This window comes from Actinomadura pelletieri DSM 43383 (assembly GCF_003634705.1).
GTDB lineage: Bacteria > Actinomycetota > Actinomycetes > Streptosporangiales > Streptosporangiaceae > Spirillospora > Spirillospora pelletieri.
Genome location: NZ_RBWU01000005.1, coordinates 182,837 through 195,560 on the forward strand (window position 1 = coordinate 182,837; position 12,724 = coordinate 195,560).

Below are 12,724 nucleotides of genomic sequence, written 5' to 3' on the forward strand. Positions count from 1 at the left end.
GCGTTACCCGCCCGGTGCGGCGACGCCGAAGGCGAGCGGAACCGGGCGGATCGCGAAGCGATGCCGCGTTCGCCCCAGGGACGGTCACGTAGCGAGCCGCAAGGCGAGCGAAGTGGGCCGGGACTAGGCAAACACAGCGGGCATGTCAGGCAACGGACCGCCGTACCAGCGCATGATGAGTTGCGCGGCGATGGACAGCGGGCCGGGCGCGACGAGTTCGCCGGTGTCGATGGCGGTGCGGAGTTCGGCGCGGGTGTACCAGGCGGCGTCCGAGATCTCCTCCGGGTCGGGACGGAGCGGGACGTCGCCGTCCGCCCTCGCGGTGAAGCCGAGCATGAGGCTCTGCGGTAGCGGCCACGGCTGGCTGCCGAGGTAGCGGATGTCGCGGACGGACAGCCCGACCTCCTCGTGCACCTCGCGCGCGACGGCCTGTTCGAGGGATTCGCCTGGTTCGACGAAACCGGCGAGGATCGACCGGCGGTCGGCGGGCCACTGCGGGCCGCGGGCGAGCAGGATCCGGTCGGCCTCGTCGGTCACCAGCATGATGACGGCGGGGTCGACGCGCGGGAAGTGCTGGGAGCCGTCCTCGGGGCACACGCGCACGTGCCCGGCGGAGGCCACCCGCGTCGCGGCGCCGCAGCGGGTGCAGTGCAGGTGGGTCCGGTGCCAGTTCTCCAGCGCGACGGCGTGCGTGAGCAGACCGGAGTCGCGGTCGCCGAGGAGCGCGCCGACGCGGCGCAGGCCGACCGGGCGGGCGCCCTCGATGGTGGGCAGCGGGCCGGACGTCCCGAAGTAGACGGTTCCGTCTTCGTCTTCGCCGAGGAGCCAGCGGTCGCCGTCCGGCGCCTGGTCCGGCGGGACGAGGACGAGCGCGGGTTCGGGCCCGTCCGTCACGAGCGCCCGGCCGTCGTCGACCACGACGACCCGGGTTCCGGAGGCCGTCCAGGCGTCGTCCAGCCAGGTGTCGTCGCGGCGGTTCAGCGCGACCCGGTCGAGCGTTCCCCGCGCGAGCGCGAGCCACCCCAGCGGAGCGTGGTGCGTCATCCGCCCAGTCTCCACGCTTTCCACGTACTCCACGTGGGTCGTCAGCGCAACGCGGTCGCGAGCTCTTCCCACAGGTACGCGGCGGCCTCGGCGCCCTTGAGGAGGCGCGGTATCTCGACGTGCTCGTTCGGCGCGTGGATGCGGTCGTCGTCCAACCCGACCGCGACGAAGATCAGCGGCGCCTCCAGGATGTCGGCGAGGTCCGCTTCGGGGCCGCTGCCGCCTTCGCGGGTGAACAGCACCTCGGTGCCGAACGCCCGTTCCATCGCGCGCCGCGCGGCCTTGACCCCGGGAGAGTCGATCGGCGAGAAGCACGGCCGGACACCGCCGCCCGGAACGCGCACCTCGGCCTCGACACCCGCCGGGACGTGCTCGGCGACCCACGACTCGAACGCCATCTGGATCTTGCTGGGGTCCTGGGCGGCGACCAGCCGGAACGAGATCTTGGCGTGCGCCTCGGCCGGGACGATCGTCTTGCCGCCGGGCCCGGTGTGCCCGCCCCACATGCCGTTGACCTCGGCGGTCGGCCGCGCCCAGATCCGTTCGAGGGTGGTGTGGCCACGCTCTCCGTGGGCGGCGCGGCTGTCGCCGGCGGTGCGCAGCCACTCGTCCTCGTCGAACGGGAGACGCGCGAACAGCTCCCGTTCCTCGTCCGTCAACGGGATGACGTCGTTGTAGAAGCCGGGGACGGTGACGCGGCCGTCGGCGTCGTGCAGCGCGGCGAGCAGGTCCGCCATGGCGTGCAGCGGGTTCGGCACGGCGCCGCCGAACGAGCCGGAGTGCAGGTCGCGCGACGGTCCGCGCAGCGTGACCTCGGCCTCGGTGAGCCCGCGCATCCCCGTGCACATCGACGGGACGTCCGCGCTCCACATCGTCGTGTCGCTGATGACGACGGCGTCGCAGGCGAGCCGTTCGCGGCGTGCCCGGAGCAGCTCGGCGAAGTGCGCCGAGCCCGCCTCCTCCTCGCCCTCGACGAGGACCTTGACCGTGACGGGCGGCGCCTGCCGGCCGGACGCGGCGAGGCCCGCGCGGAGCCCGAGCGTGTGGAAGAGGATCTGGCCTTTGTCGTCGGACGTGCCGCGCCCGATGAGCCGATCGCTCTCCTCGACGGGGTCGAAGGGGTCGGTGTCCCACTCGTCCAGCGGCTCGACGGGCTGGACGTCGTGGTGGCCGTACACGACGACCGTGGGGGCGTCCGGGTCGTCGGCGGGCCATTCGGCGTAGACGGCGGGGTGCCCGGGGGTCTCCCAGATCTCGACGGTCGGGAAGCCCTGTGCGCGCAGGTGGTCGGCGAGCCAGTCCGCGGAGCGACGCACATCCGCGGCACGACCGGGGTCCCCGGAGATCGACGGGATCGTCAGCCACTCCTTGAGGTCGGCGACGAACCGGTCCCGCCCGGCCTGGATGTACGCGACTACGTCGTTCACCTGCATGCCCCTTCGCATGTCGTGCCGTCAGGCGGAGTTCTTCCGTGTTGCTCCGTGTTTCTTCCGTGTTCTTCCGGCCGGGAGACGAGAGAATTACAGTAAGGGATCCCGTCGCCGGAGCCCATGCCTCGCGCTCGTCCCCTCGGCGGCGTCCGTCGGTGCCGTCGATCCTCAGGCGCTCAGCAGCGTCAGCTCCGTGCGGATGTTGTTCCGGGCGCGTCGTTCGTAGCGTTCGTGTGCCGTGGCCGTGTGGAAGAGCTTCGGCAGCGCGAGCAGCCCGTTGAGGACCTCGGACCGTCCGGCGCGGAACAGCTCGTCGGGGACGAACGCGTACTCCTCGCGGACGGCGGCGGCGTAGGCGGCGTACCGGTCGGGTTCCGCGCCGAGGATCGCTAGGTCGGCGTCGCACAGGACCTGGCCGTCGCGGTCGTCGTCCGCCGGGGCGTGCGTCGCGGTCAGCTCCACGAGGCGGACGACCTGCTCGACGTCGGCCGCCGGGAGGTCGGTGTCGGCGAGCATCCGGGCGGCGAGGCGGGCGCTGCGCTCCTCGTTGTCGGCGCGTTCCGGGTCGTAGACGGCGTCGTGGAACCACGCGGCGAGCCGGACGACGTCGGGCGCGGCGGCGTATCCGGCCAGCTCGTCGACGACGTCGAGCACCTCGGTCAGGTGGTCCCGGGTGTGGTGGCGCCGATGAGGCTCGCCATATCGCTTGTCCAGTTCCGTTCCGATATGCCGGGTGTGCGGTCCCGCAAGCGCGACCCACCGGTCGACAAGATCCATGGCCACATCCTGACGGACGACCGAACGACCGGAACAGGCGGTCGGAGCAGACGGCCGGGTCAGGCGCGGGCCCGACCGGAACACGCGTCCGGGACACGCGAGCCGCCGTCCTTGCCCCCGCGGACCGCCCCCGCCACTATGGTGCTGCGGGTTAGGCAAGCCTTACCTCACTGTCCGGGATCGTGCACTGGAAAGGCCGATGCGTGGCCGCCTCTGTCAACCTGTCCGCCGGTAAGGCGACCCTCCATCTGGTCGCCGGCAAGCCGACCGACGCGGTGACGCACGGCTTCCTGCCCGCCGCCGCCCGCCTGGGCCTGGACGTGACGCTCCTCACCGACCGTCCGGCGGACCACGCCGACAGGCACGACGGCCGGATCGTCGAATGCGACGTCTCCGATTACCGCGAGATCATCGCCGCCGTCGACCGCGACCCGGCGGCCGTGTTCTCCAACAGCGACTTCCTCCAGGCGCCCACCGCGCTCGCCGCCGCCTACTTCGGGCTCCCGGCCAAGGACTGGCGGGCGGCGACCCGGACGAAGGACAAGGCGCTGATGCGTCGCCATCTGGCGCCGATCGACCCCGTCTTCTCGGCGGACGCCCGCCACGTACCGGCGGACGCGCCGTATCCCCTCGTCCTGAAGCCCCGTGCGGGCGTCGCCAGCGAAGACGTGTTCCTCGTCCAGAACGCTCTGGAGCTGCACACGCGCGTCGACGAAATCGCCGCGCACCGGAACGATCCCCTGGTGGTCGAGGAATTCCTTCCAGGCCGTCTTCACACCCTCGAAACGCTCGGTGACGGACGGGAACTGCGCGTCCTGGGCTCGTTCCGTACGACGCTGTCTCCGCCGCCCTTCTTCATCGAAGAGCGCCTTGAGTGGACGGCCCCGCCACCGGAAACGCCACAGGTTCTGGAGCAGCTCGACGCGCTCGGCGTGGGTTTCGGTGCCTGCCACACGGAGTTCGTCGTCCACGAGGGTCGCGCCCGGATCATCGAGGTCAACTACAGGCTGATCGGCGACCACTGTGACTTCCTGCTGGCCGACCTCCTCGGAGTGCCGCTGTTCGAGGAGATCCTGACCGTCCATCTGGGCGGACGTCTCACCGACCGGCGCACTCCCCGCGAACGTCACGCCATAGCCGAACCGGTCATCGCCGACCGGTCCGGCACACTCGCGTCGGCTCCAGGCCCACTGCATATCGACGACGGGCCGGTCCGGGTCTCGTACCGTCCGCAGCGCGCGGTCGGCGAGCCCGTCGCCGTCACCCGCACCAACCGCGACTATCTGGGCACCGTCCGCGCCATCGGCCCCGGACCGGACGAAGTGAACGCCGCCCTGGCCCGCTTCCGCGCCGCCCACGAGTGGACGATCACGTGACCGGCGACCACGTCGAGGGCCGCCTCGCCGCACGCGTACTGGACGCGCTGCTGCGCGAGAACTACGCGGGGCTGAAGGGTCTCGTCCAGGACCGGACGTTAAGGCTCCCGAACCGATCCGTGCGCCTGATACGAGCACGTCCGGCCTTCCTGTCCGAACTCGTCGTGGACCCGGCGCAGGACGTCCGGCTGAGCGAGGTCCTCACCGCCGTCCGCGCCCTGGCGGACCCGCGCGACGACACGGCCGCGTTCGAGCGGGAATGCCGCGACGCGCTGGCGACGATCAGGCTGCATCGGGACGCGCGACCGGCGGTCCACCGGCGGCTGGCCCGCCTGCCGGACGAGCTGCGGACCGGCCCCGGCGCCTTCTACGAGACGCTGGCGGCCTACAACGACCATCCGGTACACCCGACCGGCCGGAGCCGCGCCGGGCTCTCCATGGCCGATCTGAGCCGCTACGCGCCCGAGTTCGCGCCGTCGTTCCCACTGCGCTGGGCGGCGGTGCGGAACCCGACCCTCGCCGGGTCGCCGCCCGGCTGGTGGCCGACCCCCTCCGACATCGGCCTCGACGCCTCCGACGCCCCGTCCCCGGCGCATCTGTTCCCCGTCCATCCGCTGGCGGCGCGGCAGGTGGGCGAACTCCCCGGCGCGACCCTGGCACCCGACCCGTACCTCCAGGTCAGCCCCACCCTCTCCATGCGAACCGTCGCCGCGGCGCCGCTCGACCACCTGAAGATGCCGCTGCCGACCAGCACGCTCGGCCTCCGCAACCGCCGCACGATCATGCCCGGGACGCTTCCGGACGGCGCGCTCGTCGAACGCCTTCTCCGCGAGGTCCTGCGACGGGAACCGGGCCTTCCCGTCCTGCTCGCCGACGAGCAGACCTACGGCCACGCACAGCACCCGCTCCTCGGCTATCTGGTGCGACGCTTCCCACCCGAGACCGCGCACGCGCACATCGTCCCGGTGGCGGCCCTGCTCGCCGAGGCCCCCGACGGCAGCGGTCATGTGATCGAACGCTGGGACGTCCGTTCCCTCTTCGACGCGTACCTGTCGGCGCTGTTCTCCTGGAACGTCACGCTGTTCCGGTACGGCATCACGCTGGAGGCGCACCAACAGAACGTCGCCCTGGTCCTGGACGAGGGCCCGCCGTGCCTCCTGGTCAAGGACAACGACGGCGCGCTCATCAACCCGGCGCGTCTCCGCGAGCGCCTCACGCCGTCCCACGACACGGATCCGCGCGACCTCGTCGACCACCGCATGACGACCAGGGACGACGAGGCGTTGGCCCGCGTGTTCGTCACCATCACGCTGCACCTGTGCGCGGCGGCGCCCGCCCTGGGAATGGCGGAACGGGGGCTGCTCCCCTGGCGCACCGGGCTGACAATGATCCGTGACCGGCTCGACGAGGCGCTCGGCCCCGAGGAGGCGTTCCTGCGCGCCCGCACGCTGGACGCCGACACGCTCCCCGGCAAGGCCATGGTCACCGCCGGAACCCTCGTCGACAAGGCCAGAACCGGCGCGGCCGACATCAACAAGCACTACGGCCCACCGGGCCCCAACTATCTACGGGACGCGACGTGCCCGTGACACGACCCGACCGTCCAGACCAACCCGCGCTATCGACCGGATGCGACGTGCTGCTGTCACAACCCACAGAACTGACGGAACCGGCCATCTCCGCCGACGAGACCACCTCGACCGCGCTGCTCAACTGTTTGATCCGTGAGGTGTGCGCGCCCGAGCACCAACTATGGCCGGACGACGCGCATCTGCTGGCGCGCCTTCCCCGTGTCGGAGTCATGCTGCGCACGGGCCTGGCCCGTCCCCCGGTCGGCGCCACCCACCGTCTGGCGCCACCGTATGAGGAGCGCCGCGGCGACGACTGGATCCCCGCCCCCTGGGACAGGCTGGCGAACCTGGTGGCCGGTGAACTGGAACTGGCGACCGGCCGTCCTAACCCGGAGTTCCTCGCGCAGGTGCACGACAGCCACTCCGCCCTGGCCGCGATCATCACCGCCCGACGCGAACACACCCCGTCGAACGACCTCTATGTCGACTCGGAGCAGTCTCTGGTGGCGGGCCATCGTTTCCACCCGTCCCCGAAGTCCCGGCAGGGTTCACCGACCGACTGGCTCCGGTACGCGCCGGAGACGAGGGCCCGGTTTCGTCCGCTGTGGCTGGCGGTTCCCGAAAACCTCGTCGCCGAGGAGGGGGCCGGAGAGGCGTTCACGGCCCTTGAGTCCTACGGCCCCGGCGTTCCGTCTGGGCGCAGACTGCTGCCCGTCCACCCGTGGCAGTTCTCTCTGTTGGCGGACAACCCGGTCTTGCGTCGAGCGTTGGATCGGGGTCTGGTGCTGAACCTGGGCCCGTCCGAACTCGAAGCGGTGCCGACGTCGTCCGTCCGGACGGCCTACCTGCCGGACGCGGACGTGTTCTGCAAGTTCAGCCTGGACGTGCGCATCACCAACTGCGTCCGCAAGAACGCCTGGTACGAACTGGCCAGCGCGATGACCCTCAACGACCTGGTGCCGCCCATCTTCAGGAAACTTAACTCCGCGTCACCGCACCCGGACACCGAACGATTCTCGTTCCTGACGGAACCCACCTATCGCAGCCTCAACCTCGCCGACCGTCGCCTGTACGAAGGTCTGGGCGTGATCCTGCGGGAGGGCGTCAGCTCCCTCCCAGGCACGCCTCTCCTCGCGGGCGCCCTCGCCGACCCCTACGGCACGTTCCTCGCGGACCTGCCCGCCCTCACCGACCCCGACGGCGCCCAAGCCTGGTGGGACGCCTACGTGACACTTGTGGCGCCTCCGGTCCTGGGCGCCTACCTCGACCACGGAGTCGTCCTGGAACCTCACCTTCAGAACGTCCTCATCTGCGTGGACGCGGAGGGCATGCCCATACACGCCGCGTTCCGCGACCTGGAGGGCACAAAGCTCACGGCGGGCCACTGGGACCTGACGCACCTTCCGTCCCGGGTCGCCGAAAGCCTCACCTACGCACCCGACCGAGGGTGGAACCGCATCGTCTACTGCCTGGTCGTCAATCACCTCACCGAAATCGCGGCCGCGATAGCCGACCTCCATCCCGTGCTGGAGAGAACACTGTGGCGAACAGCGAGGAAGCACTTCACCGTGTACGACGACCATCCGCAGGTAAGGGCCTTGCTGGCCGGGGTGCCGCTGCCCGCCAAGGCGAACCTCCGCACCCGCTGGTCACGTACCGCCGACCGCGGCGCCACCTACGTCCCGGCCCCCAACCCGCTCGCCGCACCTCGACCGCTATGAACGAACACGCCATCGACCTCAAGAGCTACCCGGCCTACATCTACGACCTCGCCGGGCTGGAAGACCACATCACCGCGATCCGCGCGTCACTACGCTCCACGGAGATCTTCTACGCCGCCAAGGCCAATCCCGACGCCGAGATACTCCGCACGCTCGCCCCCCATGTCGACGGAATAGAGGTGTCGTCCGGCGGGGAACTCAACCACGTCCGGAAAACACTTCCCAAAACCCCCACGGTCTTCGGCGGCCCCGGCAAAACGAACGAGGAACTCGCCCTCGCCCGCCGGGCCAGCCGAATCCACGTCGAAAGCCCGAGCGAACTGGCCCGTCTGGCCCCGCTGGGCTACGCGGACGTCCTCCTCCGCGCGAACCTCCCGCTGCGCACACCGAACGCCGCGCTGACCATGAGCGGCCCTTTCGGCATGGACGAGGACGCCCTCAACGAATGCGCCTTCCTCCTGACCGACCACCCGCAACTCACCCTGCACGGCATCCACGCCCACCTCGCCTCGGGCCTGGACGCGCCCACCATGCTCAAGCTGGCGTACCGCATAGCCGAATGGGCGCTCCCCTGGCTGAAGGCCCAGGGCGTGGACAATCCCGAACTGAATCTGGGCGGCGGAATGGCCGTCGACTACACGCGCCCGCAGAACCGTTTCGACTGGGAAAGCTACGGCGCGGGCCTCAGCCTCATCCCCGCCAAAACGCGCATCGAACCCGGCCGCGCGATAACCGCCTACCACGGCTGGTACGTCACCGACGTCCTGGACGTCAAAACGACACACGGCGAGACCTACATCATTCTCCGGGGCGGCACACACCACCTGCGAACCCCCGTGACGAAGGGCCACAACCAGCCCTTCAAGGTCCTCACGACAAGCGGCCCGGAAAGCCCCGCCACCCTGGTGGGCCAACTGTGCACGCCCAAGGACGTCTTCGCCCGCGACGTCCTCGTCCCGCCCCTGACCCCCGGCGACGTCATCGCCTTCACGATGGCGGGCGCCTACGCCTGGAACATCTCCCACCACGATTTCCTCATGCACCCCAAACCAACATTCCACTACATCCGCTGACCGTGTGACGCGCGTGCGGCGGCCTCGTGGAGGGCCGCGAGCCCCGCGGCCACGGCGGGCCGCGCGCCGCTCCCCCGGCGCACGCAGGTCAGCAGGCGGCGCCGGGGGAGGGGCGCGCCGCGCAAGGGGACGCGGACGACGCCGGCGTCCGCCCGCACGGGCGCGAGCCGGGGCATGAGGCTCACCCCGAAGCCCGCCCCGACGAGGGAGACGATGGCGTTCCACTCCTGAGCCCGGTGACCCACGCGAGGGACGAACCCCGCCGCCTGGCAGGCGGCCAGGATGAGTTGATGCTGGTCGATGCTGCCGGGCGCGGCGACGAAGGTCTCCTCGGCGGCGTCGGCGAGTTCGACCGGGCCGCCTCCCGCGAGCCGGTGCCCGGCGGGGACGATGAGGTCCTGGACGTCGTCGACGAGCGCCTCCTGCTCGAACCGCTCGTCGTGCCGGGTCGGGTCGTCCGGCAACGGGACGACGATCCCGATGTCGATGGACCGGGACAGCAGCAGGTCGAAGCACTCGGAGGATTCCGCCTCGACAAGCTCCAACGACAGTTCCGCGTGTGCGCGCCGGAGTTCACGCGCCGCGGGCGCGACCAGCGCGGCGAGCGCGGTCGGGAACGCGCCCAGGCGCAACGGGCCTCCACTGCCCTCGCGGAGCGCGGCCAGTTCCGCCTCCGCGCGCTCCCACTGCGCGTAGATCTCGCCGCCGTGGCGCAGCAGGACGTACGCCGCCGGCGTGAGGACGGCGTGCCGCCCCTCGCGCCGCACCAGTTCCGCGCCCACGTCATCGCCCAGCGAATGCAGTTGCTGCGAGACCGCGGACACCGTCAGGTGCAGGGCCGAGGCCGCGGCGGTCACCGACCCGTACTGCTGGACGGCGCGCAACACGTGAAGCCTTCGCACATCGATCACCGGCCGCTTCTCCTCTCGGGCGGAAGGCGGTATCAGTCCCTTCCCTGTTCGCGGGTCTTCACCGTCCTGACGCGGCCCCGGCGTGGCGTGAGGACGGCGCCCAACGAGGAGACGACCACGCAGGACATGGCGACCCACTGCGAGCGATCGAGGATCTCGCCGAGGATCACGGCGGCGGCGATCCCCGCGACCACGGGTTCGAGGCACTCCAGCACCGCGACGACCCTGGACGGCAACCGGCGGAGCGCGGCCATGTCCAAGCTGTACGGGAGCACCGCCGACAGCACCGCCACCCCCAGGCCCGCCAGCAGGACGGACGGTCGGAGCAACTGTGGACCCGCGTGCGCGAGCCCCGTCGGCAGGGACAGCAGCGCGGCCCAGACGACGGCGTAGGCGAGCTGGCTCCCGTCCGGTGACCGGGCGCCCGCCCGTTTGTTGAGCACCACGTAGGCGGCCATCGAGGCCCCGGAGACGAGCGCGAAGATCAATCCTGTCACCGGCACCGCGCTCCCCGAACCCAGCGGGTCCACGAACAACCAGACCCCGCACCAGGCAAGGCCCGCCCACAGCACGTCAAGGGCCCGGCGCGAGCCGAGCAGCGCGAGCACCAGAGGCCCGAGGAACTGGACGGAGACCGCGACGCCCATCTCCAGACGCTCCAGGGCCAGATAGATCACGTTCATGCCCGCGACCGCCGTGCCCAGCGCGAGAACCAGGCAGAGTTCCCGCCGGCTCGACGGCAGCCTCGGCCGCCGCACCAGCACCAACACCGCGGCGGCGAGGACCAGGCGCAATGTGACCACCCCGAAGGCCCCCACGGCGCCGAAGAGCTCCTTGCCGCACGCCTGGCCGACCTGAATGCTGACCACACTCCCGACCACGTAGAAGGCCGGTGTCACGGGAAGACGCCCCCGTCTCCCGCTCTCTCCTTCCGACAACTGCCGCTGCGACCACCCAGTTACAGCCATAAGGGAAGGCTGTTCGTGAGAACGTCAACAAAACTCTGAAATGTCCTTAGCTCATACTTCAGTCGCGCCTAAACCGACCCGCCTCCGGACGGTGAGCGTGCAGACATCCACGAGCAGCGCCCCGGCCTTCATCTCGTGCAGTGCCAAGCAGATCAATATCTTGGGTAAAGCCGGGTATGCGGTGAGCAGGAGCCGGAGGGAAGCGTTCAGTGCGGATACTCGACCGGGTGGACGACCTCGCCAACCGTGGAGCACGGGCGGCCCGCGCCGTACGGGACGTCGGGGTCATGCGGCCGATACGGCCCGACAGAGCCGTGCGGCTGCTGTTCGCCTATGCGCGGTTCGGGCCTGTTCCCGCGACGATCGGCGCCATGTCGGCGTTGCGTTTCCCGGGCCGGACGGCGTTGATCGACGAACGCGGAGCGCTGTCGTACCGGGAACTCGAACGGCGGGCGGCGTCACTCGCCACCGCGCTGCACCATCGGCTGGACGGCGACAGAGTCGGAATCCTGTGCCGTAACCATCGAGGATTCGTCGAAACGGTGCTCGCCGCGTCCCGGCTGGGCAATGACGTGGTGCTGCTCAACACCGACTTCTCCGCCACCCAACTGGGTCAGGTCATCGAACGCGAACACATCGGGGTGCTCGTCCACGACGAGGAGTTCGGCTCGACCGTGGCCGAGTCGGGATTCGCCGGGCGTCAACTGCTCGCCTGGACGGACGACGACGCACACGAGTCGATCGACGCGCTCATGGCCGACACCGAACCCGAGCCGCTCAACCCGGCGAACACCAGCCGCGTCATCGTGATGACCTCGGGCACCACCGGCACACCGAAGGGCGCCAGACACGACATCTCCCTCTCGGCGCTGCTGCCCGTGGCGCTCAGCCATCTCATGCGCGTTCCGGTCAGGTCGGGCGCGCCGATCGTGATCGCGCCGCCGCTTTTCCACATTCTGGGTTTCGCGTACACGGCGGTCGGGCTGGCGCTCGGCATGCCGCTCGTCCTGTCCCGCCGCTTCGACGCGCACGCCATGTTGCAGGCGGTCGCGGACAACGAAGCGGAGGCACTGGTCGCGGTCCCGGTGATGCTCCAGCGCATTCTCGACCTGGAAGAGCGGCCGGGAACACCGTCGCTCCGCACCGTCGTGTGCGGCGGTTCGGCGCTCCACCCGCACCTGTCGGACGCGTTCATGGACGAGTTCGGCGACGTCCTCGTCAACGTGTACGGCGCGACCGAGACGGGTTGGGCCACGATCGCGACCCCCGACGATCTGCGGAAGGCGCCCGGCACGGCCGGAAAACCCACCTTCCGCCTCACCATCAAAATTCTCAACGAGAACGGCGAAGAAGTGCCGATCGGCCACACCGGCGAGATCTACACCGGTGGCGGGCTGCGGTTCGCCGGGTACACGACCGGCGGGGGCAAACGGCTGCGCGACGGTCTCACCGGCACCGGCGACCTCGGGCATCTCGACGAGGCCGGGCGGCTGTTCATCGACGGACGAACCGACGACATGATCGTCTCGGGTGGCGAGAACGTGTTCCCCGGCGAGGTCGAGGCCCTGCTCGACGGTCACCCGGAGATCGCCGAGGTGTCGGTCACGGGCGTGGACGACGAACGATTCGGCCAGCGTCTCGCCGCGCACATCGTCCGCAAACCGACATCGCAGATCACAGAGGACGAGGTCAGAACTTACGTAAAGGAGCACCTCGCCCGCTACAAGGCCCCAAGGGACGTCACCTTCGTCGACGAACTCCCGCGCACCAGCACCGGCAAGGTGAAGGCGAGCACCCTGCGCTGAGGAGCGGAACGCCCGGGACCAAGGCCGCACGGCCCCGGACGCCCACTC

Annotated in this window: 10 protein-coding genes; 5 read left to right on the top strand and 5 right to left on the bottom strand. The window is 70.4% G+C overall.

The features are described 5' to 3' along the window. Positions 1-123 precede the first annotated feature (123 nt). The 3 genes from nudC to BZB76_RS22675 form a co-directional block, all read right to left on the bottom strand. The gene (gene nudC, locus BZB76_RS22665; RefSeq protein ID WP_121436430.1) at positions 124-1,044 is read right to left on the bottom strand and encodes an NAD(+) diphosphatase; all 921 of its coding nucleotides are present in this window, start codon (positions 1,042-1,044) and stop codon (positions 124-126) included. A 41-nt stretch (positions 1,045-1,085) separates the two neighbouring features. Continuing rightward, a complete protein-coding gene (locus BZB76_RS22670) occupies positions 1,086-2,471 on the bottom strand; it encodes a dipeptidase (protein WP_246007125.1) in 1,386 nt (461 codons plus the stop codon). 171 nt (positions 2,472-2,642) lie between these two features. Beyond that, positions 2,643-3,251 carry an HD domain-containing protein gene (locus BZB76_RS22675; protein ID WP_121436432.1) on the bottom strand — a complete coding sequence of 203 codons (609 nt, stop codon included), beginning with the start codon at positions 3,249-3,251 and terminating at the stop codon, positions 2,643-2,645. 203 nt (positions 3,252-3,454) lie between these two features. On the opposite strand from BZB76_RS22675, the gene BZB76_RS22680 reads away from it, so the two are divergent. Genes BZB76_RS22680 through BZB76_RS22695 form a run of 4 tightly spaced genes read left to right on the top strand, consistent with a single transcriptional unit; the run spans position 3,455 to position 8,992 of the window. Next, complete coding sequence (locus BZB76_RS22680) at positions 3,455-4,627, top strand: ATP-grasp domain-containing protein (protein ID WP_246007126.1); 1,173 nt, start codon at positions 3,455-3,457, stop codon at positions 4,625-4,627. Continuing rightward, entirely contained in the window at positions 4,624-6,216 is a 1,593-nt protein-coding gene (locus tag BZB76_RS22685; RefSeq protein WP_121436870.1) for an IucA/IucC family protein, read from the top strand. Before BZB76_RS22680 ends, BZB76_RS22685 begins: the two co-directional genes overlap by 4 nt. Then, on the top strand, positions 6,207-7,919 hold the full coding sequence (locus BZB76_RS22690; protein ID WP_246007127.1) for an IucA/IucC family protein: 1,713 nt from the start codon (positions 6,207-6,209) through the stop codon (positions 7,917-7,919). The genes BZB76_RS22685 and BZB76_RS22690 overlap by 10 nt, the downstream gene beginning before the upstream one ends. Continuing rightward, positions 7,916-8,992, top strand: a complete 1,077-nt coding sequence (locus tag BZB76_RS22695) for an alanine racemase (protein ID WP_121436434.1) — start codon at positions 7,916-7,918, stop codon at positions 8,990-8,992. Before BZB76_RS22690 ends, BZB76_RS22695 begins: the two co-directional genes overlap by 4 nt. Here the strand turns inward: BZB76_RS22695 and BZB76_RS22700 are convergent. Both BZB76_RS22700 and BZB76_RS22705 read right to left on the bottom strand, forming a co-directional pair. Further along, the gene (locus tag BZB76_RS22700; RefSeq protein ID WP_121436435.1) at positions 8,980-9,903 is read right to left on the bottom strand and encodes a LysR family transcriptional regulator; all 924 of its coding nucleotides are present in this window, start codon (positions 9,901-9,903) and stop codon (positions 8,980-8,982) included. The two genes, BZB76_RS22695 and BZB76_RS22700, sit on opposite strands and share 13 nt — an antisense overlap. Positions 9,904-9,935: 32 nt before the next feature. Then, the gene (locus BZB76_RS22705; RefSeq protein WP_211343138.1) at positions 9,936-10,802 is read right to left on the bottom strand and encodes an EamA family transporter; all 867 of its coding nucleotides are present in this window, start codon (positions 10,800-10,802) and stop codon (positions 9,936-9,938) included. 278 nt (positions 10,803-11,080) lie between these two features. Here BZB76_RS22705 and BZB76_RS22710 point away from each other — a divergent pair, with 278 nt between their 5' ends. Beyond that, positions 11,081-12,676, top strand: a complete 1,596-nt coding sequence (locus tag BZB76_RS22710; protein WP_246007128.1) for an AMP-binding protein — start codon at positions 11,081-11,083, stop codon at positions 12,674-12,676. Positions 12,677-12,724: the final 48 nt, after the last annotated feature.

What these genes read in the sequence shown, in the direction of transcription:
- nudC (WP_121436430.1), bottom strand. Translation starts at nt 1,044, where the DNA reads ATGACGCACCACGCTCCGCTGGGGTGGCTCGCGCTCGCGCGGGGAACG.
- BZB76_RS22675 (WP_121436432.1), bottom strand. Translation starts at nt 3,251, where the DNA reads ATGGATCTTGTCGACCGGTGGGTCGCGCTTGCGGGACCGCACACCCGG.
- BZB76_RS22695 (WP_121436434.1), top strand. Translation starts at nt 7,916, where the DNA reads ATGAACGAACACGCCATCGACCTCAAGAGCTACCCGGCCTACATCTAC.